A 26,125-nucleotide genomic window follows, 5' to 3' on the forward strand; every position below is an offset into this window, starting at 1 on the left:
GCGACATGCGTCGCACCGACCACGGTTGCGTCATGGGGAGCCAGCCCCGTCGATCACTTGCGCAGACCGAGTTTTTCGATCAGTGCGCGGTACGAATCGGGATTGCGGCCCTTGAGATAGTCGAGCAGCTTGCGGCGACGGCTGACCATACGCAGCAGACCGCGGCGCGAGTGATGATCCTTCATGTGTTCTTTGAAGTGACCGGTCAGCTCGTTGATACGGGCGGTGAGCAGAGCCACCTGAACTTCGGGGGAGCCGGTATCGCCCTGAGCGCGTTGGAATTGCGCAACGATATCGGATTTCTTGATGTCAGCTACAGACATTGATGACCTCTTCGGACATGCGACAGGGCCGAGGCGCCCTGACGTGGTTTGGAAAATTTTGCGCGAGCCAGGCTTGAATTCGCTTTCTCACTGCTGCCATTGGCGGGATCGGGCAGAACCGGCACATGAGGCTTGGCGCCATGTTGCGGGTACTGCGACAAACCGCCGGCGGCTGGCGCAAAGGATCTTGCAGAATCAATACATTTGATAAAGCTCGGCGATTATAGCTGATTCGCTAGAATTACCCCAGCAAGAAGACCGGGCCCGCCGCGCGGGCCGGCCAAGCCGCAGTGTGCACCCGAAGGAGCATCGACATGATCAGCTTATATAGAACGGCCCGCGTGACCCTGGCCTCGATCGCACTGGTCGGACTGGCCGCCTGCGCAAACATGACCGAGGTGCCGCCCGGCACCCCGCTTTCGCAGGTTCAGGCGCAGTTCGGCGCGCCCAACTTCGAATGTCCCCAGGCCAATGGCGGCCGCCGGGTGATCTGGACGCAGCAGCCCATGGGCCAGTACGCCTGGGGCGCGAACGTCGGCCCCGATGGCCGGGTCGACCGGGTGCTGCCGCTTCTGACCGACGCACACTTCAAGGTGCTTGAGACCGGAGATTGGGGGCCGGATCGGGTGCGCTGCGAATTCGGCCCGCCGGCTCGCATTGAACAGGCTGGCCTGGGCGAAAAGCGCGAGGTCGTGTGGTCGTATCGCTATAAGGAAAACAGCGTCTGGAATTCCCTGATGTACGTGTATATGAGCCGCGACGGCAGCAAGGTCACCCACTTCCATCCCGGACCGGACCCGATGTACGACGACGACCGGTTCAACTTCTGGTAGCCCCACCGCAACAAAAAACCCGCCAATCTTGCGATGGCGGGTTTTTTGTTGGCGGCGTCTGGACGTCAGGAAGAATGACCGCGGCGCTCCTGCTGCAGGCGGCGGACTTTGTTCCAGCGCCACAGCCAGGTGACCCAGCCCGACAGGCCGTAAAGCACGAACAAGCCAAACAGAACAACAGGAGGATCGCTGGACACGAACACGAACACCGCGACGACGAGCAGAATGCCCCAGAACGGCACGCTGCGGCCCAAAGCGAAGCTCTTGCCGCTGAAGAACGGCGCGTTCGACACCATGGTGATGCCGGCGTACATGGTCAGCGTGAACGCCACCCAGGCCATCAGGCTGTCATGGATGGGCAGCTTGTTGTCAACGGCCAGCCAGACGAAACCCGCCACCAGCGCAGCCGCGGCCGGGCTGGGCAATCCCTGGAAGAAACGTTTGTCCACGACGGCGATATTGGTGTTGAACCGCGCCAGCCGCAACGCCGCGCCGGACACATAGACGAAAGCCGCCAGCCAGCCCCAGCGGCCCAGGTCGTTCAGGATCCATTCATACATGACCAACGCCGGCGCCACACCGAACGACGTCATGTCGGACAGCGAGTCGTATTGCTCGCCGAATGCGGACTGCGTGTTGGTCAGACGGGCCACCCGGCCGTCCATGCCGTCCAGCACCATGGCGACAAAAATGGCGATGGCGGCGACTTCGAAGCGGTCGTTCATCGCCTGCACAACGGCGTAGAACCCGGCAAACAAAGCGGCGGTGGTGAACGCGTTGGGGAGCAGGTAAATGCTCCGGTGGCGGTTCTCGGAATCGCGCATGGAAAAATTGGGCATGGTCTCAATAACTTACGACGGACTTTGAAAGGTTAACCTATCTGGCCCTGCTTGCGGGGCTACAGCAAGGATCGTGCCCGGCCCCATTTGGCGCCAAAGCGTCCAAATGGCTGCGAAAAGGCCAAAAAATAAGAAAAAAGCGGCATGCCCTTGAAAGGCATGCCGCTTCGATCCGGACCGGCGGGGGCGGGGCCCCCCCCGCCCCCCCCCCCCCCCGGGTTTGTTTGTTGTGCCCCCCCCCCCCCCCTTTTTNNCTTCGATCCGGACCGGCGGGGCCGCGCCCCGCCTGCCGTGGGGATCAGTTCTTGGACTTGTCCACCAGCTTGTTGGCGGCGATCCAGGGCATCATGGCGCGCAGCTTGCCGCCCACTTGCTCGATCTGCGATTCCGCGTTGATGCGGCGGCGCGAGGTCAGGGTCGGGGCGCCGGCGGCGTTTTCCAGGATGAACTTCTTGGCGTATTCGCCGGTCTGGATGTCCGTCAGGCACTGGCGCATGGCCTTGCGGGTTTCGTCCGTGACGATCTTCGGACCCGTTTCGTATTCGCCGAATTCGGCGTTGTTCGAAATCGAGTAGTTCATGTTGGCGATGCCGCCTTCATAGATCAGGTCGACGATCAGCTTCAGTTCGTGCAGGCACTCGAAGTACGCCATTTCGGGCGCGTAGCCGGCTTCCACCAGCGTGTCGAAACCGGCCTTGATCAGTTCGACGGTACCGCCGCACAGCACGGCCTGTTCGCCGAACAGGTCGGTTTCGGTTTCTTCGCGGAAGTTCGTTTCGATGATGCCCGCACGGCCGCCGCCGTTGGCGCTGGCGTACGACAGGGCCACGTCACGCGCGGCGCCCGACTTGTCCTGGTACACGGCCACCAGATGGGGCACGCCGCCACCCTGCTTGTACGTGTTGCGCACCGTGTGGCCGGGGGCCTTCGGGGCGATCATGATGACGTCGATGTCTTCGCGCGGCACGACCTGGCCGTAGTGCACGTTGAAACCGTGGGCAAACGCCAGGGCGGCGCCCGCCTTGATGTTGCCGTGGACTTCGTTGTTGTAGACCGAGGCGATGTTCTCGTCGGGCAGCAGCATCATGACGATGTCGGCCGACTTGACGGCTTCCGCGACTTCCTTGACTTCCAGGCCGGCGTTGGCGGCCTTGTTCCACGAGGCGCCGCCCTTGCGCAGGCCGACGATGACCTTCACGCCCGACTCATGCAGGTTCAGCGCGTGCGCGTGACCTTGCGAACCGTAGCCGATGATGGCAACGGTCTTGCCTTTGATGAGGGACAGATCGCAGTCTTTGTCGTAGAAAACTTTCATGTTGTGCTCCAGATTCCAGTATTTGGATATTCGTTTGATTCAGATGTAGGGTGAGGCAGGCCTGGAAGGCCGGTCAAATCTTCAAAATCCGTTCACCGCGTCCGATGCCGGACACGCCGGTGCGCACGGTTTCAAGGATGGCACTGCGGTCCAGGGCCTCGAGGAAGGCCTGTACTTTTTCCTGCACCCCGGTCAATTCGATGGTGTAGGACTTGTCGGTGACGTCGATGATGCGGCCGCGGAAGATATCCGCCATGCGCTTCATTTCCTCGCGTTCCTTGCCGACGGCGCGCACCTTCACGAGCATCAGCTCGCGCTCGATGTGGGCGCCTTCGGTCAGGTCCACCACCTTCACGACATCGACCAGGCGGTTCAAATGCTTGGTGATCTGTTCGATGACCTCGTCCGAACCGGTCGTGACGATGGTCATGCGCGACAGCGTGGAGTCCTCGGTGGGCGCCACGGTCAGGGTTTCGATGTTGTAGCCCCGCGCCGAAAACAGACCCACCACGCGCGACAGCGCGCCGGGTTCGTTTTCGAGGAGGACGGAAATCACGTGCTTCATTGCGGGGCCTCCTTACAGGTCTTCAGAGCCGAGCAGCATTTCAGTCAGCCCGCGGCCGGCCTTGACCATCGGCCACACGTTTTCGGTGCGGTCGGTGATGAAGTCCAGAAAGACCAGGCGCTCCTTGTGCTTGCCGAACGCTTCGCGCAGCGCCGGTTCGACGTCGGCCGGGCGTTCGATACGCAGGCCCACGTGGCCGTAGGCCTCGGCGACCTTGACGAAGTCGGGCAGCGAATCCATGTACGACTCGGAATAGCGCGAGCCGTAGTCGATCTGCTGCCATTGGCGCACCATGCCCAGGAACCGGTTGTTCAGGCAGACGATCTTGGGCGTCAGGCGGTACTGGTGGCAGGTCGACAGTTCCTGGATGTTCATCTGGATCGAGGCTTCGCCGGTGATCACGGCAATGTCCTTGCCCGGATTGGCCATCTGCACGCCCATGGCGTACGGCAGGCCCACACCCATGGTGCCCAGGCCGCCGGAATTGATCCAGCGGCGCGGCTTGTCGAACTTGTAGTACTGGGCGGCCCACATCTGGTGCTGGCCGACGTCCGAGGTGACGAAGGCGTCGCCGCCGGTCACTTCCCAGAGCTTTTCCACCACGTACTGCGGCTTGATGACTTCGTCCGAGTTGGCGAACTTCAGGCATTCCTTGCCGCGCCACGTCTCGACCTGGTCCCACCATTTGGCGAGCGAGGCCGGCTTGTGCTCGGCGGCGGCGATCTCGAACTGCGCGCTGAGGTCGGCCAGGACGTCCTTGACGTTGCCCACGATCGGGACGTCCACGCGCACGCGCTTGGAGATCGACGAGGGATCGATGTCGATGTGGATGATCTTGCGGGCGTTCTGCGCGAAGTGCTTGGGATTGCCGATCACGCGGTCATCGAAACGGGCGCCGATGGCAAGCAGCACGTCACAGTGCTGCATGGCCATGTTGGCCTCGTACGTGCCGTGCATGCCGGGCATGCCCACGAACTGGCCGCTGCTGGCCGGGTAGCCGCCCAGACCCATCAGGGTGCTGGTGCAGGGCGCGCCCAGTTGCGTCACGAGCTTGTTGAGCTCGGGCGCGGCGTTCGACAGGATGACGCCGCCGCCCGTGTAGATCATGGGGCGCTCGGCCGCCAGCAGCATCTGCACGGCCTTCTTGATCTGTCCCTGGTGGCCCTTGTTGACGGGCGCGTAGGAACGCATCGAGATCTCGCCCTTGGGCGGCACGTACTTGCACTGCGCGACGGTGATGTCCTTGGGGATATCCACCAGCACCGGACCGGGACGGCCCGTGCGCGCAATGTAGAACGCGCGGCGCATGGTTTCGGCCAGGTCCTTCACGTCGCGCACCAGGAAGTTGTGCTTGACGCAAGGACGCGTGATGCCGACGGTGTCGCATTCCTGGAAAGCGTCTTCGCCAATGGCCGCAGTAGGCACCTGCCCGCTGATGATGACCATCGGGATGGAGTCCATGTAGGCGGTGGCAATGCCGGTAACGGCATTGGTCACGCCCGGACCGCTGGTCACGATGCAGACGCCGACCTTTTGCGACGAGCGCGAGTAGGCATCGGCCGCGTGCACGGCAGCTTGCTCGTGACGAACCAGGATATGCTGGAATTTGTCTTGCTTGAAGATTGCGTCGTAGATGTAGAGCACCGCGCCGCCAGGGTAGCCGAAAACGTGTTCCACGCCTTCATCGGCCAGGCAGCGCACGACGATATCGGCGCCGTTCATTTCCATGTTGTAGTTCCTTTCAAAACCGGCCCTGCAACCCTGACTGCTGCGCGCCCGGATACGGCGGCAACTGAACCCATACCGGTTACGACAACATGATCCGGCGCTTAGCGGCTCACGGAGCCACGCCACCCGGACACCTTGCCGACCCGGCACACGCTCGACAGAACGCAGTGCAAACGCCCCTGGGGGACGCTGGAGGTCGAAATGGAAGCCTTGGCAACACACGCTTGTGGCGCGGCCAACGGCAGGTGAGACTTGCTGCACAACGGCTGGGATGTGACCCTGGCCGTTGGCATCAACGCTCCGGTATCGGATAGGCAGACCGAAGCAAGTGGAGCAATTTACCGCGTTGCGTCAAAGGTGGCAAATCGGCTTTTGCCGACCGTTGCGTGGAAGGTTCGGTCACTATCCGGCCCCAAAACGCGCGATGCCCTCTCTATACTTGTTGCGTCGTCCAGAACCGAGCCGCCGCCCATGGATTTACGCATTGCCAGCATTCGCCGCTTTCTCTATAGCCACTACTTCTTCGGAGGGGTGCGTCAGGGGGTCGGCATGCTGTTGCCCGTGCTGGTGCTGGGCGGCCTCTTCGGCAATTACACGACCGGGTTGGTGGCGACCTTCGGCGCGCAATGCCTGGCCATCATCGACCAGCCGGGCGGTCCGCAGCGGCACCGCACCAACGAAATGCTGGGCGGCGCGGCGCTGGGCACAATCACCGTCATCATCACGGGGCTGGCGTCCTCGCATCCGGTGCTGATCTGGCTGGCCGTCATTGCGCAGTGCTTCGTCTATTCGATGTTCACCGTGTTCGGCAAGCGCGGCGGCCTGATCGGCTTTGCTGGCCTTCTGCTGATGACGCTGACCATGCACTCGCCGCTGGCGCCGCAAGAAGTGCTGGCCCATGCCGCCGCCACGCTGGGCGGCGCGCTGTTCTATGTGGCATTCAGCCTGGGGTTTTCGCGCCTGTTCTGGCTGCGTGAAGAGCAACAGGCCATGTCCGTCGCGCTGTTCGCCACCGCCGACTACGTGGCAGCGCGCGCGACCTTCTACGACGAAACCGCCGATCTGGACGAGGCCTACCGAAACCTGATCCAACGCCAGTCCGTCATGACCGAAAAACACCAGGCCGCCCGCGACATGGTGCTGCGCGCCCTGCCCCGCGGCAAGGGCCTGGGCGACCGCCAGCGCGTGATGATCTGGAACATGTTCGTGGACATGCTGCAGTTGCTGGACACGCTGGTCGCCACGCACACCGACTACGCCGCCTTGCGCCGCACGCTGGCCGGCAACGACTGCCTGATGTTCATGCGCGATGCGCTGGTGAAGATGTCGCTGGAACTGAACCGCATCGCGCTGGACGTGTCGCGCGGACGCAAGGTGCAATACCGCAGCAGCGCCAAGGCGGAACTGCGTGCCATCGAGTACGAGATCGAGCAGCTCAAGCAGCAAGGCCTGGGCGAACGCGATCCGGAGATGCTGGCGCTGATCGTGCAGGTGCTGCGGCGCCTGCGCAATTCGGCGCGCATCGTGGACCGGCTGGCCGACCACACGGCGGCCTCGCCCGACGCCAAGCCCACCGACGTGCTGCGCATCAACAAGTCGCTGACGCGGTTCATTTCGCGCCAGGAATTCCGCTTTGGCCTCTTGACCAGCAACCTGCGGCTGGATTCCCCGCACTTCCGCTATGCGCTGCGCGTGACGGCCGCTGCCGCGATCGCCATGACGCTGGCCAGCCGCTGGCTATCCCCCGAGTTCTCGGCGCACAACTACTGGATCATGCTGACCATCGTCATCATCATGAAGCCTGGCTTTGCGCTGACGCGCCAGCGCAATGGCTGGCGGCTGATGGGCACCCTGATCGGCTGCATCGCCGCGCTGCTGCTGTTCAACGTCACCGACGAGCCCAGCGTCCTGTTCGCCGTTCTGCTGGGCGCCTGCATCATGGGCAACAGCATGGTGCAGCTCAACTACATGGCCAGCGCTATTTTCAATACGCTGTTCGTGGTGCTGGTGTTCCATTTCGTGTCGCCGGGCACCGTGTCCATGTCGGTGATCGGCGAACGCGCCATCGACACGCTACTGGGCTGCGCGCTCGCGCTGGTCTGCAGCTACATCCTGCCGTGGTGGGAGGCCCGTTACCTGAAGCCGCTGGCTTCGGCCGCGACCCGCGCCAACCGCGAGTATCTGCTGGCCGGCCTGCGTTACGTCGAAGCCATGCAGGCGCACGGCGCGCCCGTGGGCGCAGCTGCCACCGACACGCCCGCCGTCACCGACGCCGACCTGGCCTGGCGCCTGGCGCGCAAGAACGTGCACATCGCCTTCAGCAATTTCGCCGAGGCGTTCTACCGCATGATGAGCGAGCCCAAGTCGCATCAAGTGGACGTGCCCGAGCTGAACAACCTGCTGATCCAGAACCACGTACTGGCCTCGCAGATCACCGCGGCGATTCCCATCCTGGCGGCGCTGCCTGCCACGCCCGAGCCCATCAAGCAGGCCTTGGACGGCATGACCGTCCTGCTGGATGAAAACAGCCCGCGCGTGCCGCTGGACCTGCCCACGCAGTTCGATACCGCAGGCGATCAGGCCGCGCTGGTCTATCCCGTAAAGCAGATGCTCAAGGCCACGCACATGATCCGCCAGGAACTGCAGGCGCTGGCCGATCCGCTCCATGCGCCGCCGGTGGCGGCCGCGGCGTCGTAAACCGGCGTGCGCCGGGTCTGCAGGCAAAAAAAATGCCGGCTGGGCATCCACCCAGCCGGCATTCTTGTTCAAGCGAAGTCCCGCTAATCCAGCTTGCGGCGAAACACCAGCTTGTCCGCCGACGACGCCGACGCGTCGTACGCGTAGCCTTCCAGATCAAACCCCTGCAGCCCTTCCGGCTTGGCAACCTTGTGCTGGATGGCGTAACGCGCCATCAGGCCGCGTGCGCGCTTGGCGTGAAAACTGATGATCTTCCAGGCGCCGTTCTTCCAGTCCTGGAACACGCACTGCACCACCCGCGCCTTCAGGACCTTCTGATCGACGGACTTGAAGTATTCCTCGGAGGCCAGGTTGATGACGACCGGCGACTTCTGGCCGGCCTGGCGCTCGTTCAGGTAGTCCGCGATGGTGCTGCCCCAGTACTCGTACAGGTTCTTGCCCTTGGGGTTCTCCAGCCGCGTGCCCATTTCCAGGCGGTACGGCTGCATCAGGTCGAGCGGGCGCAGCACGCCGTACAGGCCGCTCAAGATGGCGACGTGTTCCTGCGCCCAGTCGAGCTGCTTGGCCGACAGGGTGGCGGCGTCCAGGCCTTCGTAGACATCGCCGTTGAAGGCCAGCACGGCCTGGCGCGAGTTGGCCTGCGTGAAGCTGCGCTTCCAGTGCGCGTAGCGCTGGACATTCAGCTCGGACAGGGCCGGGCTAAGACTCATCAGTTCCGAGATGTCTTCGGCGGTCTTGGTCTTCAGGACCTTGATCAGGCCGGCGGCCTGATCCACGAACATCGGCTGGGTATGCGTCTCGACGTGCAGCGGCGAGTCGTAGTCCAGCTTCTTGGCGGGGGAAAGCAACAACAGCATTCAGAATTTCCTTGTTTAGCGCGCCGTCCAGCCGCCATCGACGGAGACGGTCGTGCCGGTGATTTGCGCGGCGGCGTCCGAGGCCAGGAACACGGCGGTGCCGCCCAGTTGTTCCGGCGTCACGAATTGCAGCGACGGCTGCTTTTCGCTGAGCAGATCGCGGGCCGCAGTTTCCTGATCCACGCCGTTCTTTTCAGCCAGCGCGGTGATCTGCTTTTCGACGAGCGGGGTGCGCACCCAGCCCGGGCAGATGGCGTTGGCGGTGATGCCCTGCCCGGCCGTTTCCAGCGCCGTGACCTTGGTGAATCCCACGACGCCATGCTTGGCGGCCACGTAAGCCGACTTGCTGGCCGATGCAACCAGGCCATGCGCAGACGCGATGTTGATGATGCGGCCCGAACCCTGCTTCTTCATGTGCGGCAAGGCGGCGGCGGTGCCGTGGAACACGGCGGACAGATTCAGCGCCAGGATGGCATCCCACTTTTCGGCCGGAAAGTCTTCGATCAACGCGGTGTGCTGGATGCCCGCGTTGTTGACCAGGATGTCGATGCGGCCAAGCTGGCGAACGGTGTTGTCGACCAGCTCGCGCACGGCGGCGCCCTTGGAAAGATCCGCGCCGTCGTAGATGACCTTCACGCCATGCTTGGCGGCAAGCTCCGCGCGCAGCTTCTCGATTTCGGCCGCGTCGCCAAAACCGTTCAGGACGATATCGGCGCCCTGCTCGGCGAAGGCCGTGGCGATACCCAGGCCGATGCCGCTGGTGGAACCGGTGACAAGCGCTACTTTTCCTTTGAGCATGAGCTTTCTCCTGTGAGCTGGCGTGGGGAAACGAAACGGGCTTCAAGTGTAGCTGCCCGGCAAGCCGCCAATCATGCCATGCCCTTACCCGCTGCGGGGTCAAGCGGTGGGCGGTTTGTCCGGGGAAGCGGACGGCGCGGCGTCGGCAGACGGCGCAGTGTCCGTGACCGGCAACGTGTCCGTCACAGGCAGGCCCGCCATGCCGCCGTATTTCTCCGGCACGCGCTCTAGCACCTTGATCAGCACCGGCACCACGCCCATCGACACCGCGACGATCACAGACAGCACGTCGCGCTGCTCCAGGTTCACCAGATGGTTGTCCCACGCTTCGTTGAAGATGGCGAAGCTGAACTCGCCGCCCTGGGCCAGCACCAGCGCAAACAGCAGCCGGTGATAGCGCGGCAGCCCCAGAAAGCGCGCGAATCCATAAAGGATCACGGCCTTCACCGCCAGCAGCGCCGCGACGCCCGCGCAGATGAACATCCAGTGATGGGCCACGACCTTGAGGTTGATGGACATGCCGATGGCCACGAAGAACAGGCCCAGCAGCAAACCCTTGAACGGGTCGATCGCCTTTTCCAGTTCATGCCGGTAGCGCGATTCGGCCATCAACACGCCCACCAGAAAACCGCCCAGGCCTGCTGACAGGCCCGCGTAGTCGAACAGTTGAGCCGCGCCCACCACCATCAGCAGCGCCGCGGCGGTAAAGAGTTCGTTCAGTTCCGCCTTCGCCGCCCAGCCCAGCAGGCGCAGCCGGTAGGCCAGCGCCACAACCGCCACGGCCACCAGCGCTTCTTTGAAGGACGGCGCGGAGGTCCCGTCCGACCCCAGCAAGCCGGCCGCCACCAGCATCGGAATCGCCGCCATGTCCTGGAACAGCAGCACGCCAAGCGCCGAGCGCCCCAGCGGCGTACGGGTCAACTGACGCTCGTCCAGCAACCGCAGCGCGACCGCCGTGGACGACAGCGCGAGAGACAGGCCGCACAACACCGCCGCCTGCCACTCCATGCCGGCCAGATGCCGCAGGGCGGCGCCGAACACCACCCCGAGCAAAAGGCCGCAGACCAGCATCTGCAGGGTGCCCAGGATGAAGACTTCGTTGCGCATCGCCCACAGGCGCTTGGGCGACAGTTCCAGCCCGATGATGAACAGCATCATCACGACGCCCCACTGCGACACGCCGATCATCGTGTCCACGTTCGTGACCAGCTTGAAGCACGACGGTCCGACGAGAACGCCCGCGATCAGGTAGCCCGGAATGGCGCCCAGCCCCAGTCTTTGCGTGATGGGCACGCAAAGCACGGCCGCGAGCAGAAGGATGAGGATGAGGTCCATGGAATGCGCAGAGGGCGGAATGGGGTGAATTCTGGCCAAAGATTGCGCCGACTGAAAGCCGGATGAAACCCGCTGTGGTCCTTTTACCCGTTCTTTTTCGCCCCCCTTTACACAAAAGAAAAAAATCCTGTAGAATTGCGGGCTTCGCTGCTCCGACAACGAAGATCCTTCCGACCAGGGATCTTTTAGTGAATGAAAATTCACCGCTGCGGAACCCAGCCACGGAGAGGTGGCAGAGTGGTCGAATGTACCTGACTCGAAATCAGGCGTACGGTATCCCCGTACCGTGGGTTCGAATCCCACCCTCTCCGCCAAGTATTGAAGAATGAAGCCCCTGAGAAATCAGGGGCTTTTTTCTTTGCACGGCGTATTCACGCCGTGCTGCATGCTCAATAAGCAGCCGCTCAATAAGCAGCCAAGCGCAGCGAAGCCTGCGACCCGCCGGCCTGGACGGACGACACCGTCTCAACCGCCAACACCCGCTCCGCCCCCCCTGGCAACCTGAACGCGCTCACCGCCCGCGTCAGATCCGCCGACTGATCCTGCATCGAACCCGCCGCCGCAGCCGCCTCTTCCACCAACGCCGCGTTCTGCTGGGTCACCTCGTCCATCTGCGACACCGCACGGTTGACCTGTTCAATGCCATCTGCCTGTTCGGCCGAGGCCGCGGCGATTTCGCCCATGATGTCGGTCACGCGTTGCACGGAACTGACAATTTCCTGCATCGTCGCGCCGGCGCGTTCGGCGCTGCCCGAGCCCTGGCCGATCTTCTGCACGGTGTCTTCGATCAACACCTTGATCTCCTTGGCGGCCTGGGCGCTGCGCTGCGCGAGCGTGCGCACCTCGGCGGCCACGACCGCAAAACCCTTGCCCTGCTCGCCGGCACGGGCGGCTTCCACCGCGGCGTTGAGCGCCAGGATGTTGGTCTGGAATGCGATGCCGTCGATCACCGAGACGATGTCCGATATCTTCACCGAGCTGGCGGAGATCGCGTTCATGGTGCTCACGACCTCGGACACGGTGGCGCCGCCGCGCGACGCGGTTTCCGAGGCCGCTGCGGCGAGCTGGTTGGCCTGCTTGGCGCTGTCGGCGTTCTGCTTCACGGTAGACGACAGCTGCTCCATCGACGCGGCGGTTTCCTCCAGCGAGGCGGCCTGCTGCTCGGTGCGCGAGGACAGGTCGGTGTTGCCTGCCGCGATCTCGCCCGAGGCGGACGCGATGCTGTCCACGCCGGTACGGATCCGGGCGACCGTGCTGGCCAGGTTGGCGTTCATGGATTCCAGCGCCGCCATCAACTGCCCGATCTCGTCGCGCGAGCGCACGACGATGGTGCTGGTCAGGTCGTTTGCGGCAACCGTGCGCGCGACGCGCACGGCGTCGGACAGCGGACGGGTAATGCTGCGCGTCAGCAGCACTGACATCAAGAGGCCACACACCACCGCAATGGAGCCGATCACGATCATCCATAGATTCGCGGCGCCGTAAGACGCTTCGATTTCTGCGGCGCGCGCGTCGATGTCGGCGCGCTGCAATTCGGACAGGCGATTGATGTTGTCGATGAACTGGCGCGTCGCGGGCAAGAATTCCTGCGTGAAGATCTTGTTGGCGGCGTCCACGTTGCCTTCCTGCTTGGCCTTGAAGATGCCGTCGCGGGTGCGAAGGTATTCGCTGCGCGCCTTGCCGATGCCTTGCCAAAGCACCTTTTCCTCGTCGCTTTCGATCAAGGGCTCGATCTTCTGCTGCAAGGCCGACGAATTGCGGGTCGATGCCGCGGCTTCCTCAGCGAAGAAGCCTGCCAGGCTGGCGTCGGCACTCTTGGCGATGGCGGTGGTCCGGGTGACGCCGGACTGGATGTTGCGCGCCCAGTCATTGATCAGGCGTTCCTTCGTGAGGGATCGTTGCGTCAGCGTTTCGACCGATTCGTTGATGTTGGCCAGGCTGACCAGCCCGACAATGCACATGACCATGATCATGGCCAGCAAGATGGCGAAACCACCCGCAAGGCGGGTTCCAAGCTTCATGTTTTTCATACTGCCTCCGGCGACTTCCAGGGCAAGTGTGAATGCGTGCTCGGGCGGATGCCTTGGCGGCGGGATTGCGCCGCCGCCAATTCAAGCCAGATGCTCGCAAGCCCCTGGTTATCCGCCCCCAATAATGGTGTCCGTTGTGTCTGAAATTGCCGGCGGAGAGTTCGGATTTTCGAGGGTTCTCGCGACGGTCGAACGGATGCTAGCAGTCCGGATTTGGGCGGCATCGGGGGAAATGAAGGCGTTATTGACGCAACCTCTTCGCATTGCCTGAAAGGCGTCGGCAGCGTTGTAAAAAAGCCGCTATCGCTGACCGAATCAACGGGAAAACCCAGGCAAAAAAAACGGCCCGAAGGCCGCGGAAACTCAGGTCGGCGACGTCGGCCGCGCAAGCTGGAAGGTGTCCGTACTGCGCGCATACCAGCCGCCGCCGTGCATGCGGGCAATAAGACCCAGCGCCGGCGTATCCACATGCCCGCGTTCGGCGTCCCGTACGTAGGCGTCCTCGACATGCGCCCCCAGCACGCGTCCAATAACCACAATCTGTCGCGGACCGGTCACCACCGTTGCCTGGCTGACACACTCCAGCGACACCGGACTGCCCTGGATGCGGGGCGGACGCACATGGGTGGCGGGCAGCGCGGTCAAACCGGCTGCTGCCATTTCGTCCACGTCCGCCGGGTAATCGGCGCAGGTCTGGTTCATTTCCCGGACCAGGGACTCGGGCACCAGATTCACCACGAACTCGCCGTTCTCGATGATGTTGGCGCCGGTGTCCTTGAACTCCCCACCGGGATGGCGCATCAGGCCGATCGCGACCGTCGGCGGCTGGTGGCCCATCACGTTGAAGAAGCTGAAGGGCGCCGCGTTGACGACGCCTTTGCCTGACACGGTGGTGACCCACGCGATCGGGCGCGGCGTGACGGTCGAGGTGAGGATGTTGTAGACCGTCTGCGCCGGCAAGGCGTTGAAATCAAAATGCATCGATCAGACCTCCTGCTGCCCGCCGGTGGCGCCCGTGGCGGAGACCGCGCGCTTCTCACGGGTGTCCACCTGAAGCTGGAAGACGTCGGGGCGGGCGTAGTGCCCGGACACGTCGAAGTCGTACTTGCCGCGCAGGATCTGGTTGGGTTCGATGTCCGCGTACAGGATGGTCTCATCCGAAAAATCCGGACCAGCCAGCACCTCGCCCAGCGGACCGATGATGGCGCTGCCGCCGCGCATCAGGACCGTGTCCGGCGCGTCGCCCAGCGCGCATTCGAAATCCTCGGGGTAGGCGCTGCGGCGAAGGTGCTGGCACGCGGTCAGCACGTAGCAGCGCCCTTCCAGCGCGATGTGGCGCATGCTGGGCACCCAGGTGTCACGGTCGTCCGCGGTGGGTGCGCAATACAGCGCGACGCCCTGGCTGTACATGTACATGCGCAGCATGGGCATGTAGTTTTCCCAGCAGATCACCGCGCCAATTTTGCCGTAGGGGGTGTCGATGACGGGCATGGTGGACCCGTCGCCGAAGCCCCAGATCAGGCGTTCCCCAGCGGTCGGCATCAGCTTGCGATGCTTGCCCGCCAGGCCGGCCTGGCCGTTGAAGTACAGCACGGTGCAGTACAGCGTGCCGCCGTCGGCCTCGATGCAGCCCATCACCACGAAGCTGTCGGTGTCGGCCGCAGCCTGCGCCACCAGCGCGACTTCCTCGCCGTCCAGGCGGATGGCCTGCTGATGGTAGGCGGCAAAGGCGTCGCGGCCTTCGGGCTTGCGCATCCCGATGGGCGCGCCGAAGGAGTTGCCCTTCGGGTATCCGCCCAGGAAGGCCTCGGGAAACACCTGCACGCGGGCGCCCTGCTCGGCCGCCTGCCGGATCAGCGCGGCGGCCTTCTCGGCGCAAGCCATGCTGTCGGTGGGAATGGACGCCGCCTGGATGACGGCGGCCTTGAAGGTCTTTTGCATGGACATATCTATGCTCGCTTCCTTTTTATCTCTTTATTGTCAGTGGGCCGGATCTTCGTCGATGGCCTTCGCACGCGTGTTGGGCAGCAGCAGGCTGCCGATGACCCCCACGACCACCATCACCGCCACCGGATACATCAGGCCGCCGAAAATATTGCCGCTGGCCTGCGCCAGGTAGGTGGCGGTAAAGGGCACGATACCGCCAAAAATGCCGGCGCCGATGTGATACGGGAACGACAGCGCCGTGTAGCGGATGCGCGCCGGGAACAATTCAACCAGATAGGACGCGACCGGGCCATAGACCATCGCGACGACGGCCGTCATCAGCACCAGGATCAGGATGATGGTGGCGCGGTCGATGCGCGCGGCATCCGCCTTCTCCGGATAGCCGGCCGCCGTCAGCGCCTTGGCGTAGGCTGCGCGGTCAAAGCCGTTGACGGTAGCGCCGCCCACGCTCATCGCAATCTCCTGCCCCGGGATCGGCGCGGCATATTCAAAGTTGATGCCCTTGCCGACAAGGAATTTCTTGGCCTGCACGCACACCTTCTTGTGGTCGGCATGGCTGCCGATCATGGCGGCCTGCAATCCGAAGTCGCACGCGCCGCCGCTGGTGTCGGCATGCACGCGGACCGGCGTGGTCTGCATGGCCTGCGCCAGCGCCGGATTGCCGGCATTGAGCAGCACGTTGAACATCGCGTGGTAACCCACGGCGCCAATGAACAGGCCGGCCATCATGATCCACTTGCGGCCCACCTTGTCCGACAGCCAGCCAAACAGCACGAAGGTCGGCGCCCCGATGATGAAGCCGATCAGGATCAGCCGGTAGACGGTCGTCTGATCAAGCTGGACGGCCTGCTGCAGGAAGATCATCACGTAGAACTGGCCGGTGAAGTAGGTGGCGCCCTGGCCGGCGGTGACGCCGATCAGCGCCAGCAGCACGAGGCGCAGGCTGGGCCATTGGCCAAACGTTTCCTTGACCGGATTCTTCGACAGGCGATTCTGCTGCTTCATGCGCATGAAGACGGGCGATTCGTGCAGCTTGGCGCGCACGTAGATCGAAATGGCCAGCATCACGATCGACAGGATGAACGGCAGACGCCAGCCCCACTGGCGGAAGTCCTCGGCGCTCATCGAGGCCTGGACGAGCAGGATGACGACCAGCGACAGGATCAGGCCGGCCGACGAGGTGATCTGGATCCACCCGGTCAACAGGCCCCGGCGCCGCGGTTCGCAGTGTTCGGCAACGTAGATCACCGCGCCGCCGTATTCCCCGCCCACCGCCAGGCCCTGCACGACCCGCAGCGTCAGCAGCAGGATCCAGGACAGGTGGCCCGCCGTTTCATAGGTAGGCAGGCAGCCGATCAGCACGGTGGCGCCGCCCATCATGACGACGGTGATCAGGAAGGTGTACTTGCGGCCCAGCTTGTCGCCCAGGTAGCCGAACATCACCGCGCCCAGCGGCCGGATGATGAAGCCCACAGCCAGTGCGCCCAGGGCGGCCAGAAGCGCGACGGTGGGGTTGTCCTGCGGAAAGAGGACCTGGCTCATGAAGACAGCCAGCGTTCCGTAGATGAAAAAGTCGTACCACTCGAACAGCGTGCCCAGCGTCGAGGCGACCACGACCTGGCGTTCTTCCTTGCGGCTCAGCGTCGGCCCGGCGTCGAGCCTGGGCATTGCGACATTTGCTTCCATGCTTGCTTTCCCCTGTCGTTTTAGATTGATAGTGCTGTACGCATTAACTATTATCAAAGCTAACGCCGGATGGGAAAAAGCTAGGGGAAACCCGGCGCGGACTGGAAAAGCAGGCAAAAGGCCGCTGCTACACTGCCGCCACGCACACTGTGGAGGCAGCAATGGCAAGGCCCGCCGGCAAGGTTGAGAAGAATTCGGAACAGGCGCCGGCCACGGCGCGCAGGGGCATCCAGTCGATCGAGGTGGGGTTCCGGATCCTGGACGTCATCCGCAAGACCGGCCGCCCGATGCCGCTCAAGGAAATCGCGGACGCCTGTGCGCTGACGGTGCCCAACGTCCACTACTACCTGGTGAGCTTTCAGAAGGTCGGCGTGGTGCAGCAGCATGCGGATACCGGTCACTACGGGCTGGGTCCATATGCGTTGCGACTGGGGCTTGCCGCCCTGGAGCAATTCGACGTGTTCACGACGGCGCGCCCGATCATGGCCGAGGTGGCCGCCGCCACGGGTCACACCGTGTTCTTGGGCGTGTGGGGCAACAAGGGCCCGACGATCGTCTACCGCGTCGAAGGCAGCCGCAGCCGGCCGCTGCTGGAATTGCGCGTGGGCACGGTGATGCCGCTGCTGTCGTCCGCGCTGGGCCGCAACTTCCTGGCGCACCTGCCCGATGCGCTGACCCGCGAGCTGCTGGAACAGGAGATGGCCTCCTCCGTGCCCGAAAGCCACGGCGGCACCGCCGGCAATGCCTACACGATGGCGGACGTGCAGGCCATTCGCGACGAAGTGCAGAAGCACCACATCAGCCGCTGCCGCCACGCGCTGCTACCGCATTTCACGTCGTTGTCCGCGCCCATCTTCGACATGCTGGGCGAAATGAAGGCGGCCATCACACTGATGGGACCGGTCGGCGCGGTGGACGACGACCTGGAATCCGAGACCGCGCGCCTGCTCAGCGAAAAAGCCCGCTCGATCTCGGCGACGGCGGGCTGGGTGGATCCTGAGGCGCGCTAAGCGCTACCCCTCCGCCACGATCTTCGCGTCCTGGATTGTCTTCGCGTACTTCTGCTGTTCGCTCTTCATGAATTCGGCAAAGCGCTGCACGCCCCCGCCGCCGTCTTCCGCCCCCACCTGCGCCAGCTTCTCCTGCACGTCGGGCATCGCCAGCACCTGGTCGATGTCGCGGTTCATGCGCTGGACCATGGCGGCGGGCATTCCGCCCGGGCCCACCATGCCAAACCAGATGCTGGCCTCGAAGCCCGGATAGCCCTGCTCAGCCACGGTCGGCACATTGGGCTGGCTCTTGGAACGCTTCTGCAACGTCTGGGCCAGCGCGATGACCTTGCCGGACTGGATCAGCGGCGTGGCGGTGGTCATGCCCTCGAAGCAATATTGCACGTGGCCGCCCAGCAGGTCGTTCATCAGGGGCGCCGAGCCCTTGTACGGCACGTGCAGCACGTCGATGCCGGCGCGCGCCTTGAAGATTTCCAGCGCCAGATGCTGCGCGGATCCGCTGCCCGCCGACCCGAACACGATCTTGCCGGGCTGCGCGCGGCATAGCTGGACGAGTTCGGGCAGGGTCTTGGCCGGCTGGCTGGCGCCGCCGATCAGAATGGTGGGCGTCTTGCCGACGAGCGCGATGGGCGTGAAGTCCTTGTCCACCGAATACGCCAGCTTGGGCTGCAGGCCGGGCGCGATGCCATGGCTGTTCACGTGCGCCATCAGCAGCGTGTTGCCGTCGCCGGGCTGGCGGGCGACCTGCTCGGCCGCAATGATGCCGGCTGCACCCGCGCGGTTTTCAACGATGACGGGCATGTTCCACAGCACGCCGAGCTTCTGCCCCAGCAGCCGGGCCAGCACGTCCGTGCCGCCGCCCGCGGGAAACCCCACGACGATCTTCACCGGCCCGGCCGGCATGTCCTGCGCCCGCGCCGCCGACGGCAGCACAAGGGCCGCCCCCAGCGCCGCAGCGCTGGTCATGAATTGCCTACGTTGCATCGTTGTCTCCTCGCGCGCCGGTCCGACGGCCGGCAACTGGTTATGTGGAACTGCCTGCCGCTGTTGCATCCGGCCGTCTGATGCGGCCTGGATGCGGACCTTCGGTACTACGCCTGCATGAACCGGCGCCGCCGCTGTCTGGGCCCGACTCGTGCCCTTTCGCGCGCGGCGCGTGGCGACGGGACTAGCGGGCGACGCGCGTCCACTTGCCGAAGCGTTCGACCATGCGCTCGTCAAAGCCGAACCCCAAACCCGGCTCCTGGTGCAGGATCACGCGGCCCTGCTTGTGGGTCAGTTGGCGGTCGACCAGCTTGCGGAAATTCAGGACCTGATCGTCCCAGAAGAATTCGACGTAGCGCGCATTGGGCGTGGCCGCGACCAACGGGGCATGCACGTCGTGGAACCAGTGCGGGCACACGACCACGCCGTAGCTGGCCGCGGTGGCGGCGATGCGCTTCCATTCGGTGATGCCGCCGCAAACCGCCGCATCCGTCTGCAGGATGCCCGCCGCGCCCTTGTCCAGCAGTTCCTTGTGATACCAGCGGCCGTAGCCGATCTCGGCGGTGGCAATCGGCAGATGCGTCAGGCGCGCCAGCTTGGCGTGGCTGTCGATGTCGTCCGGACTGAAGGGCTCTTCGATGAAGTACGGCTCGTATTGTTCGAAGCGGCGGATGTATTGCATGGCCTGCGTCACGTCCTGCCAGGCGTTATTGCAGTCCATCATCAGCTCGACGTCCGGGCCCACGGCTTCGCGCGCGGCCTTCAGGCGCGCTTCTTCCTCGCGCGGCGACAGGCGGCCGGTCTTCATCTTGACGGCGCCAAAGCCCTTGGCCACGTAGCTGGCCATTTCCTCGCCCAGATGCTGCGGGGTCTTGCCATCGAGGTAGTAGCCGCCGCTGGCGTAGGCCGGCACGGATTCCAGTTCGACCGCGCCCAGGAACTTGTGCAGGGGCAGGCCCGCGGTCTTGGCGTTCAGATCCCACAGCGCGATGTCCAGCGCGCTCAGTGCGCGCATCACGGTGCCTTGGCGGCCTTGCAGCAGCGCTTCCTGATACATGGACTGCCACAACCCTTCGACCGCGTGCGAGTCCTTGCCGAGCAACACGGGCCCCAAGAGGCTCTGGACCGCGGCCTCGAAGATCGCGCCGCCGGCGCTGCCCACATAGCAGAACCCGATACCTTCTACGCCATCGGTGGAACGCACCTTGACCAGGCCGTAGTGGCGGGTGGACACGGTGCGATTGGAAAACGAGGTGACCTTATCCAGAGGCACCGCCGCGGCGCATACGTCTATGGATTCAATGATGGGCACGGGTGGCTCCTTGAAAGCAGTGAAATCGACGGGACCGATCGGCGCGCCGCGCGCTGCCTGATCGCCTGGACGTATTCTTCTCCGGACCAAAGAAAACAACAATTATCTTCACGCATCTTTAGAATATGGAAAAACCATTTTCTGAAAAGGGCACGCGGCTTTGGATTCGCGCTTTCTACAGACATATGTGCATGTGGTGGAACTCGGCTCCATCGCTCAGGCTGCCCGGCATCAGGGGCTGACACCGGCCACGGTGCAGCAGCGGCTGCGCGCGCTGGAGGCGGACGTGGGCAGCGCACTGATCGCGCGCTCGGGCCGCACGGTCAAACCCACGCCCGCCGGCGTGCGCATTCTGGAACGCGCGCGCGCCATCCTGCGCGACGTGCGTGACCTGCGCTCGGCCGCGTCGGACACGGACCTGCCGGCCGGCCCCTTGCGGCTGGGCGCCACGCCCACCGCACTGACCGGCATCATGCCGCCGGTGCTGCGCACATGGGTGGCGAGGCATCCCGGCATCGAGATCTATATAGAACCCGCGCCGACCACGCTGCTGTACAGCAAGGTGCTGTCGGGCGAACTGGACGGCGCGCTGCTGGTGCATCCGCTGTTTCCCATTCCCAAGACCTGCGCGTGGCGCGACTTGCGGCACGAACCCCTGGTGCTGGTCACCCCCGCCGACATGAAGGTCGACGACCCCTTGGCTGTCATCGTTCGGGAACCGTATATCTGCTACGACCGCAGCGTGGTGGGCGGCAAGATGGCGGATGACTACCTGCGCGCACGCAGCCTGCGCCCGCGCGTCCGCTTTGAACTGGACGGCATCGAATCCATTGCCAAACTGGTCGCCGAAGGGTTGGGGGTCGCACTACTGCCCGATTGGGCCAGCACGGGCACGCCGCCCGCGCACGTCAAACGCTGGCCGCTGCCCGAACCTTGTCCGGTCAGAACGGTGGGCGCGATCTGGTTGCGCGCCGGCGTGCGTTCGGAATTGATGCGGGCGTTTGTGGAAGTGGCCGAGTCGCAACTCGGCCTGGGCGGCGCGGCCGCGCCGCGCGCCCGCTAGGCGATGGCGTCTTCGCCGTTGCGCGCCACGACCACGCCGCTGGACACTACCAGGCGACGTGGCGTGTGCTGCACCACGGCTTGGGCAATGCAACTGGCGTCGGCCAGCACCAGGTCGGCGCGCGCGCCGGGGACCAGACCGTAGTCCGCAAACCCGCAGGCGCGGGCTGCCGCGCGGGTCACGCATTCAAACGCCCACTCGATCTCGTCGTCGCGGCGCAGATCGTTGCGCAGCCCGATCAGCGCGGCACGTTCCAGCATGTCCGGGCTGCCGTACGGCGTCCAGGTGTCACGGATGCCGTCGTTGCCGCCAAAAAGCGTTACGGCTGCCTCGCGGCAGGCGCGCACTGCGGGCACTGGCCGCGACGCTGGCGCGGTGGTCAGCAGGGCCACGTCCAGCAATGCCAGCCGCCGGAGCAGCCCTTGCAGACGAGGGGCCTCCAAGGCGCCCAGACAGAAGGCGTGGCTGATCACGACCTTGCCTTTCATGTCCAGGGCCTGCACCCGGTCCAGGATCAACTCCAGCGTGAAGGCGCCGAGTTCGCCAGGTTCGTGCAGATGAATGTCCACCGGTTTGCCATGCTTGTCGGCCAGGCCGAACAGCACGTCCAGCGATTTCACGGGGTCGCGGTCGATGGCGGACGGGTCCAGCCCGCCCAGCACGTCTGCTCCATCGGCAAGTGCCTGGTCCAGCAGCTCGGCCGTGCCGGCCCGCGCCAAGAGACCTGATTGCGGAAAGGCCACCGTCTGAATCTCGACGCGGCCGGCCAGCGCCTGCCGCGTGGCATGCACGCCTTCCAGGTGTTTCAACCCGGCATCGGTGTCGACGTCGACGTGGGTGCGGATCCGCGTCGTGCCGGCACGGAGAAATGCGAGCGCCAATGCGTGCGAGTGGCTGGCGGCGTCGTGTGCCGTGGCGGCGCGCCAGTTGCGTTCGTTGTCGATGCGATCGGTGAGGGACGGTCCGACCTTGTTCACGTACCAGGCGGAACCCCAGGTCGTCTTGTCCAGATGGGTATGGCCCTCGATGAGGGCCGGCAGCAGCAAGGCGCCGCCGCCGTCTTCGACGCTTATGCCGGGATCGGCATCAAGCCCGGGGCCGATCCGAAGGATGCGGCCGTCGCGCACCAGAACGTCAACGCCCTCGCCTTGTGCCGTGCGGACGTTCTTGAGGAGCAGATCCGCCATCTCAGACTTGAGGCGGCTCGATCCAGAAGAAGCGCTCGCCTTGCCGGACCATGTCGGCGACGCCTTCGGCGCCGATGCGATAGTCCGTGCCCATGAGCGTGGCGCCGCCGTCTTCATGAATATGGATGACGGCCAGCGGGTCGTTGGCCATGGTGTACCAGTAGTAACCGGGCTTGAGATTGTGGAGGTCGGTAGTCATGCGTCGAGTATACAAATAACGTCTCGCTGTTTTCAAAAAGACAACAGAAATGAAGCGGCCTCCTGACAGGTAAGTCGTGACACGTCATACTCCGCACAGAGATTGCGTACGTCTCGACCAGGTGGCACGTGCCGGCCCCGGCCATAACAGCAATAAGCGCGCTAAGCGTTCATCGCGAGGGATACAGCTAGCACATGAAACGGCAGTTACTACAGTTCAGCGAACCGCTCAAGCAAGCCATTCTGGATGGGGCCAAGGTTCAGAGCCGGCGCATCCTCAAGCCGCAGCCGTCCAAGTTCACGACGGTCTGGTACGCGGACGCCGCCGATTCGGGCAGATGGGTGGCCATGGGACCATCACCCGACAATCCTTCCGAAATGCGCAAGACCTCGAGCTGGGTCAGGTGCCCTTACGGCAAATCGGGCGAGACCATCATCCTCGCTGACGAGGCGGGCGCGCCGTTTGCCAGCGCCGTCGTCGTGGGGGTGCGCATTCAGCGGCTGCAAAATCTGACCGAGGCCGACGCGCGGGCCGAAGGCACGCAGTCGCTTTATCAGAGTTCCGCGCTATTGCCGGGCGTGCCGTTGCAGACTGCGTTCGCGTTGATGTGGTGCGAACGTTACGGCTCACATGCGTGGGCGGCCAACCCCTGGGTGTGGGTGGTCGAATACCGGCAGACGACGCCCTACAACAAGTCGGATTACTAGGCGGGCGGGGGGGGGGNNCCCCCCCCCCCCCCCCGCCTGGAGTTGGTTTCCAGGTGTAACGCCGCCCCGCTACTTCAATCAATTCCATCCCATTTCAATCGACTTCAATACCGGTTCCGCCAGAGCGGACGCCTGCTGCCGCACTGCAGCAGTCATGGGCGTCTGAAAACGGGGGCGGTTGCGGATTGTCGCTATTGCGGCCCCGCTGCTTACGAATAGCTGGCGGAAACCGCCGAAAATGGCGGCATTGAATACTCAACTTTGCTGCGACTCGCAGTAGGCAGGTGCAAGATGAAAAAGTGGCTTATTGCAGGTATCGGCGCCGCGGGCTTGATGATCTCGAGTGTTGCCCTCGCGCGCGTGGACGTCGGCATCTCCATCGGCGTGCCGGGCGTCGTCTACCCCGCGCCCGTCTATGTGGCCCCGGCGCCCGTCTACGTGGCGCCGCCTCCACCGGTGTACTACCGTCCCGCGCCTGTGTATGTCGCGCCGCCACCCGTCGTGTATCCGGGGCCGGTGTATTACGGCGGCGGCCGTTACTATGATCGCCGCGACTGGCGCGGCCCTCGGCATGGCCATGGCCACTACCGCGGCCACGGCAATGGTCACCACCGTCATTAAGTTCCAGCTTGCTGCATAAGCAAAGGCCACTCTTGCGAGTGGCCTTTTTTCCGTCGGGACAATGTCCGGTGCCCCGCGCGGCGACCTGTCAGGCAGCGGGGGCCTGGACGGGCTTTGCGGCCAGCGAGGCCGGTTGTTGCAATACCGGTTTGGCCTTTTCATCGACCCAACGCGGCGATTCCTGAACGAGATCAATCCAGCGGCGCGGCGCACTGGACGCCCGCCACCAACCATTATGCGGACGCATGAGCAAACTCCGGTTCACCGTTGAAACGCACACCATTGATGCCCTGAAACAGATGACGGCTTTCCTGTTCTGCTTCGTGCAATTCAGCGAAGGGCGGCTGTCCCGGCACGGTCCAGCATTTTTCGGGTGCGGTACCGCCGATACGGCGGGTCCATATTTGCACCCGATAGCCCTGCTCGTCTTCCTTTGCCACAGAGCATCTCACACGAAAATCTCCAATCATTCTTGAAGTCATGGACAACTCCTTGTTATATAAGTGAATGAAGCGTGTAGAACGCCGGTGTATTGTGCCGTAACTATCCGGCCCTTTTATGCCAAATACACAATTGCTCACATCAAAAATCAAGCACTCACGCGAGCACGATAGCGTTCCAAAACGACAGGAATATGTCGGCAATGATAAAAAAAAACGGAGCCCGAAGGCTCCGTCTTTTTATCCGCCATATGGCCGATGGACGTGCGGCAATATCAGGGCTTGAGTACCGAAATACCGCCCATGTAGGACTGCAGCGCTTCCGGAATCAGCACGCTGCCGTCGGCCTGCTGGTGATTTTCCAGCACGGCGACCAGCGCACGGCCCACGGCCAAACCCGAACCGTTCAGGGTGTGCACGTATTCCGGCTTGCCCTGGGCGTTGCGGAAACGCGCTTGCATGCGGCGGGCCTGGAAGGTTTCGCAGTTGGACACCGACGAAATCTCGCGCCAGGTATTTTGCGCCGGCAGCCAGACTTCCAGGTCATAGGTCTTGGCCGAACCAAAGCCCATGTCGCCCGTGCACAGCAGCACGACGCGGTAAGGCAGATTCAGCAACTGCAGCACGCGCTCGGCGTGGCCGACCATTTCTTCCAACGCGTCGTACGACTGATCCGGCTGCGTGATCTGCACCATTTCAACCTTGTCGAACTGGTGTTGGCGGATCATGCCGCGGGTGTCGCGGCCACCGCTGCCGGCCTCGGAGCGGAAGCACGGCGTGTGGGCAGTGAGCTTGAGCGGCAGATCGGCGGCGGCCTGAATCGCGCCGCTGGCCACGCTGGTCAGCGTGATTTCCGACGTGGAGATCAGATACTGGTCTTCACGCACATACGGCTTGCCCTGGTCGTCGACCTTGGGATCGTCGTCGCCGCCGCCCTTGGAGACCGCGAACATGTCGTCCTTGAACTTGGGCAGCTGGCCGGTGCCGAACAGCGTCGAGGCGTTGACGATGTAGGGGGTGTAGCACTCGGTGTAGCCGTGCGTGCCCGTTTGCAGGTCCAGCATGAACTGGGCCAGCGCGCGGTGCAGGCGAGCGATGGGGCCGCGCATGAACGAAAAGCGCGCGCCCGACAGCTTGGCGGCCATGTCGAAGTCCAGGCCCAGCGGTTCGCCCAGCGCCACGTGGTCGCGCGGCTCGAAACCCAGCGCGGGCGGGTTGCCGTCAGCGCCCGCTTCACCGGGCAGCCAGCGGCGGACCTCGACGTTGTCATCGGCGGACTCGCCCAGCGGCACGCTGGCGTGGGGCAGGTTCGGCACCGACATCAGCAGGTCGTTGAGCGGCTGCTGCAGCGCGGCCAGCTCTTCCTCGAGTTGCTTCAGGCGCTCGGGCACGGCCTGCGATTCCGCCATGACGGCGCTGGCGTCCTCGCCCTTGGCCTTCAGTTGGCCGATCTGCTTGGCCAGCGCGTTGCGGCGGGCTTGCAGGGACTCGGTTTCGGTCTGGACGGCCTTGCGGCGAGACTCCAGGTCGTTGAACCGTTCCGTGTCGAAGGCGACGCCGCGGGTCTTGAGGCGGTCTACGACGGTTTGCAGGTCTTTACGCAGCAGTATCGGGTCTAGCATGGTGAGGTCGGTGAGGTTGCAAAAAAT

The 26,125-nt window shown here is 64.1% G+C and carries 24 protein-coding genes and 1 tRNA gene; 7 read left to right on the top strand and 18 right to left on the bottom strand.

Annotation, left to right across the window (positions count from 1 at the left end; genetic code table 11):
• Nucleotides 1–53 precede the first annotated feature (53 nt).
• Nucleotides 54–323 carry a 30S ribosomal protein S15 gene (rpsO, locus tag B3446_RS12500; protein ID WP_006223612.1) on the bottom strand — a complete coding sequence of 90 codons (270 nt, stop codon included), beginning with the start codon at nucleotides 321–323 and terminating at the stop codon, nucleotides 54–56.
• A 314-nt stretch (nucleotides 324–637) separates the two neighbouring features.
• Between rpsO and B3446_RS12505 the strand changes: the two genes are divergently transcribed.
• The gene (locus B3446_RS12505; RefSeq protein ID WP_191577658.1) at nucleotides 638–1,156 is read left to right on the top strand and encodes a hypothetical protein; all 519 of its coding nucleotides are present in this window, start codon (nucleotides 638–640) and stop codon (nucleotides 1,154–1,156) included.
• 65 nt (nucleotides 1,157–1,221) lie between these two features.
• Here B3446_RS12505 and pssA read toward each other — a convergent pair whose 3' ends face one another.
• From pssA to B3446_RS12525, 4 genes are all read right to left on the bottom strand, one after another.
• Complete coding sequence (gene pssA, locus B3446_RS12510; protein ID WP_105237630.1) at nucleotides 1,222–1,995, bottom strand: CDP-diacylglycerol--serine O-phosphatidyltransferase; 774 nt, start codon at nucleotides 1,993–1,995, stop codon at nucleotides 1,222–1,224.
• 298 nt (nucleotides 1,996–2,293) lie between these two features.
• A complete protein-coding gene (gene ilvC, locus B3446_RS12515; RefSeq protein ID WP_056568560.1) occupies nucleotides 2,294–3,310 on the bottom strand; it encodes a ketol-acid reductoisomerase in 1,017 nt (338 codons plus the stop codon).
• A gap of 73 nt (nucleotides 3,311–3,383) precedes the next feature.
• Nucleotides 3,384–3,875, bottom strand: coding sequence for an acetolactate synthase small subunit (gene ilvN, locus B3446_RS12520; protein WP_006223608.1), 492 nt, complete (start codon nucleotides 3,873–3,875; stop codon nucleotides 3,384–3,386).
• A gap of 12 nt (nucleotides 3,876–3,887) precedes the next feature.
• A complete protein-coding gene (locus tag B3446_RS12525; RefSeq protein WP_255357206.1) occupies nucleotides 3,888–5,657 on the bottom strand; it encodes an acetolactate synthase 3 catalytic subunit in 1,770 nt (589 codons plus the stop codon).
• 417 nt (nucleotides 5,658–6,074) lie between these two features.
• On the opposite strand from B3446_RS12525, the gene B3446_RS12530 reads away from it, so the two are divergent.
• Complete coding sequence (locus tag B3446_RS12530) at nucleotides 6,075–8,300, top strand: FUSC family protein (RefSeq protein WP_291381429.1); 2,226 nt, start codon at nucleotides 6,075–6,077, stop codon at nucleotides 8,298–8,300.
• Between the two features lie 83 nt (nucleotides 8,301–8,383).
• Here B3446_RS12530 and yaaA read toward each other — a convergent pair whose 3' ends face one another.
• The 3 genes from yaaA to B3446_RS12545 form a co-directional block, all read right to left on the bottom strand.
• Nucleotides 8,384–9,157, bottom strand: coding sequence for a peroxide stress protein YaaA (gene yaaA, locus B3446_RS12535; protein WP_191577660.1), 774 nt, complete (start codon nucleotides 9,155–9,157; stop codon nucleotides 8,384–8,386).
• A 15-nt stretch (nucleotides 9,158–9,172) separates the two neighbouring features.
• Nucleotides 9,173–9,955, bottom strand: a complete 783-nt coding sequence (locus B3446_RS12540; protein ID WP_291381431.1) for a 3-hydroxybutyrate dehydrogenase — start codon at nucleotides 9,953–9,955, stop codon at nucleotides 9,173–9,175.
• Nucleotides 9,956–10,054: 99 nt separating this feature from the next.
• Nucleotides 10,055–11,290, bottom strand: coding sequence for a cation:proton antiporter (locus tag B3446_RS12545; protein ID WP_291381434.1), 1,236 nt, complete (start codon nucleotides 11,288–11,290; stop codon nucleotides 10,055–10,057).
• 223 nt (nucleotides 11,291–11,513) lie between these two features.
• Between B3446_RS12545 and B3446_RS12550 the strand changes: the two genes are divergently transcribed.
• A tRNA-Ser gene (locus B3446_RS12550) sits at nucleotides 11,514–11,604 on the top strand.
• Between the two features lie 90 nt (nucleotides 11,605–11,694).
• Here B3446_RS12550 and B3446_RS12555 read toward each other — a convergent pair.
• From B3446_RS12555 to B3446_RS12570, 4 genes are all read right to left on the bottom strand, one after another.
• Nucleotides 11,695–13,320: a methyl-accepting chemotaxis protein gene (locus B3446_RS12555; RefSeq protein WP_414632409.1), complete on the bottom strand. Its 1,626-nt coding sequence runs from the start codon at nucleotides 13,318–13,320 to the stop codon at nucleotides 11,695–11,697.
• Between the two features lie 363 nt (nucleotides 13,321–13,683).
• Complete coding sequence (locus B3446_RS12560; protein WP_191577664.1) at nucleotides 13,684–14,301, bottom strand: flavin reductase family protein; 618 nt, start codon at nucleotides 14,299–14,301, stop codon at nucleotides 13,684–13,686.
• A gap of 3 nt (nucleotides 14,302–14,304) precedes the next feature.
• Entirely contained in the window at nucleotides 14,305–15,267 is a 963-nt protein-coding gene (locus B3446_RS12565) for a carbon-nitrogen hydrolase family protein (protein ID WP_291381439.1), read from the bottom strand.
• Between the two features lie 33 nt (nucleotides 15,268–15,300).
• Nucleotides 15,301–16,953, bottom strand: coding sequence for an MFS transporter (locus tag B3446_RS12570; RefSeq protein WP_291381441.1), 1,653 nt, complete (start codon nucleotides 16,951–16,953; stop codon nucleotides 15,301–15,303).
• 161 nt (nucleotides 16,954–17,114) lie between these two features.
• Between B3446_RS12570 and B3446_RS12575 the strand changes: the two genes are divergently transcribed.
• On the top strand, nucleotides 17,115–17,963 hold the full coding sequence (locus tag B3446_RS12575; protein ID WP_291381443.1) for an IclR family transcriptional regulator: 849 nt from the start codon (nucleotides 17,115–17,117) through the stop codon (nucleotides 17,961–17,963).
• Nucleotides 17,964–17,966: 3 nt separating this feature from the next.
• On the opposite strand, the gene B3446_RS12580 is transcribed toward B3446_RS12575, so the two are convergent.
• Together B3446_RS12580 and B3446_RS12585 are read right to left on the bottom strand one after the other, a co-directional pair.
• Nucleotides 17,967–18,947 carry a Bug family tripartite tricarboxylate transporter substrate binding protein gene (locus B3446_RS12580; RefSeq protein WP_291381445.1) on the bottom strand — a complete coding sequence of 327 codons (981 nt, stop codon included), beginning with the start codon at nucleotides 18,945–18,947 and terminating at the stop codon, nucleotides 17,967–17,969.
• Between the two features lie 184 nt (nucleotides 18,948–19,131).
• A complete protein-coding gene (locus B3446_RS12585) occupies nucleotides 19,132–20,259 on the bottom strand; it encodes a mandelate racemase/muconate lactonizing enzyme family protein (protein ID WP_105237620.1) in 1,128 nt (375 codons plus the stop codon).
• 160 nt (nucleotides 20,260–20,419) lie between these two features.
• On the opposite strand from B3446_RS12585, the gene B3446_RS12590 reads away from it, so the two are divergent.
• On the top strand, nucleotides 20,420–21,322 hold the full coding sequence (locus B3446_RS12590) for a LysR family transcriptional regulator (RefSeq protein WP_191577668.1): 903 nt from the start codon (nucleotides 20,420–20,422) through the stop codon (nucleotides 21,320–21,322).
• On the opposite strand, the gene B3446_RS12595 is transcribed toward B3446_RS12590, so the two are convergent.
• Together B3446_RS12595 and B3446_RS12600 are read right to left on the bottom strand one after the other, a co-directional pair.
• Nucleotides 21,319–22,509, bottom strand: coding sequence for an amidohydrolase family protein (locus B3446_RS12595; RefSeq protein WP_291381448.1), 1,191 nt, complete (start codon nucleotides 22,507–22,509; stop codon nucleotides 21,319–21,321). The genes B3446_RS12590 and B3446_RS12595 overlap by 4 nt on opposite strands.
• A gap of 1 nt (nucleotide 22,510) precedes the next feature.
• Nucleotides 22,511–22,708, bottom strand: coding sequence for a hypothetical protein (locus tag B3446_RS12600; RefSeq protein ID WP_056568607.1), 198 nt, complete (start codon nucleotides 22,706–22,708; stop codon nucleotides 22,511–22,513).
• 194 nt (nucleotides 22,709–22,902) lie between these two features.
• Between B3446_RS12600 and B3446_RS12605 the strand changes: the two genes are divergently transcribed.
• On the top strand, nucleotides 22,903–23,415 hold the full coding sequence (locus B3446_RS12605; RefSeq protein WP_191577670.1) for an ASCH domain-containing protein: 513 nt from the start codon (nucleotides 22,903–22,905) through the stop codon (nucleotides 23,413–23,415).
• Between the two features lie 291 nt (nucleotides 23,416–23,706).
• Entirely contained in the window at nucleotides 23,707–24,036 is a 330-nt protein-coding gene (locus B3446_RS12610) for a virulence factor (RefSeq protein WP_191577671.1), read from the top strand.
• Nucleotides 24,037–24,269: 233 nt separating this feature from the next.
• On the opposite strand, the gene B3446_RS12615 is transcribed toward B3446_RS12610, so the two are convergent.
• Nucleotides 24,270–24,518 (bottom strand): hypothetical protein, encoded by a 249-nt coding sequence (locus B3446_RS12615; RefSeq protein WP_175123125.1) that lies wholly within the window; start codon nucleotides 24,516–24,518, stop codon nucleotides 24,270–24,272.
• A 233-nt stretch (nucleotides 24,519–24,751) separates the two neighbouring features.
• The gene (gene serS / locus B3446_RS12620) at nucleotides 24,752–26,098 is read right to left on the bottom strand and encodes a serine--tRNA ligase (RefSeq protein ID WP_291381453.1); all 1,347 of its coding nucleotides are present in this window, start codon (nucleotides 26,096–26,098) and stop codon (nucleotides 24,752–24,754) included.
• Between the last annotated feature and the right edge of the window lie 27 nt (nucleotides 26,099–26,125).

Origin of the sequence: Achromobacter sp. UBA5777 (assembly GCF_002418565.1) — a bacterium.
GTDB lineage: Bacteria > Pseudomonadota > Gammaproteobacteria > Burkholderiales > Burkholderiaceae_B > Achromobacter > Achromobacter animicus.

Excerpts from the sequence above, each read along its gene's own strand:
- B3446_RS12505 (WP_191577658.1), top strand. The coding sequence starts at position 638 with ATGATCAGCTTATATAGAACGGCCCGCGTGACCCTGGCCTCGATCGCA.
- B3446_RS12605 (WP_191577670.1), top strand. The coding sequence starts at position 22,903 with ATGAAACGGCAGTTACTACAGTTCAGCGAACCGCTCAAGCAAGCCATT.
- B3446_RS12610 (WP_191577671.1), top strand. The coding sequence starts at position 23,707 with ATGAAAAAGTGGCTTATTGCAGGTATCGGCGCCGCGGGCTTGATGATC.
- yaaA (WP_191577660.1), bottom strand. The coding sequence starts at position 9,157 with ATGCTGTTGTTGCTTTCCCCCGCCAAGAAGCTGGACTACGACTCGCCG.
- serS (WP_291381453.1), bottom strand. The coding sequence starts at position 26,098 with ATGCTAGACCCGATACTGCTGCGTAAAGACCTGCAAACCGTCGTAGAC.
- ilvN (WP_006223608.1), bottom strand. The coding sequence starts at position 3,875 with ATGAAGCACGTGATTTCCGTCCTCCTCGAAAACGAACCCGGCGCGCTG.
- B3446_RS12565 (WP_291381439.1), bottom strand. The coding sequence starts at position 15,267 with ATGTCCATGCAAAAGACCTTCAAGGCCGCCGTCATCCAGGCGGCGTCC.
- B3446_RS12615 (WP_175123125.1), bottom strand. The coding sequence starts at position 24,518 with ATGACTTCAAGAATGATTGGAGATTTTCGTGTGAGATGCTCTGTGGCA.
- B3446_RS12555 (WP_414632409.1), bottom strand. The coding sequence starts at position 13,320 with ATGAAAAACATGAAGCTTGGAACCCGCCTTGCGGGTGGTTTCGCCATC.
- rpsO (WP_006223612.1), bottom strand. The coding sequence starts at position 323 with ATGTCTGTAGCTGACATCAAGAAATCCGATATCGTTGCGCAATTCCAA.
- B3446_RS12530 (WP_291381429.1), top strand. The coding sequence starts at position 6,075 with ATGGATTTACGCATTGCCAGCATTCGCCGCTTTCTCTATAGCCACTAC.
- B3446_RS12560 (WP_191577664.1), bottom strand. The coding sequence starts at position 14,301 with ATGCATTTTGATTTCAACGCCTTGCCGGCGCAGACGGTCTACAACATC.
- B3446_RS12595 (WP_291381448.1), bottom strand. The coding sequence starts at position 22,509 with ATGGCGGATCTGCTCCTCAAGAACGTCCGCACGGCACAAGGCGAGGGC.
- B3446_RS12575 (WP_291381443.1), top strand. The coding sequence starts at position 17,115 with ATGGCAAGGCCCGCCGGCAAGGTTGAGAAGAATTCGGAACAGGCGCCG.
- B3446_RS12545 (WP_291381434.1), bottom strand. The coding sequence starts at position 11,290 with ATGGACCTCATCCTCATCCTTCTGCTCGCGGCCGTGCTTTGCGTGCCC.
- pssA (WP_105237630.1), bottom strand. The coding sequence starts at position 1,995 with ATGCCCAATTTTTCCATGCGCGATTCCGAGAACCGCCACCGGAGCATT.
- ilvC (WP_056568560.1), bottom strand. The coding sequence starts at position 3,310 with ATGAAAGTTTTCTACGACAAAGACTGCGATCTGTCCCTCATCAAAGGC.
- B3446_RS12580 (WP_291381445.1), bottom strand. The coding sequence starts at position 18,947 with ATGCAACGTAGGCAATTCATGACCAGCGCTGCGGCGCTGGGGGCGGCC.
- B3446_RS12600 (WP_056568607.1), bottom strand. The coding sequence starts at position 22,708 with ATGACTACCGACCTCCACAATCTCAAGCCCGGTTACTACTGGTACACC.
- B3446_RS12570 (WP_291381441.1), bottom strand. The coding sequence starts at position 16,953 with ATGGAAGCAAATGTCGCAATGCCCAGGCTCGACGCCGGGCCGACGCTG.
- B3446_RS12540 (WP_291381431.1), bottom strand. The coding sequence starts at position 9,955 with ATGCTCAAAGGAAAAGTAGCGCTTGTCACCGGTTCCACCAGCGGCATC.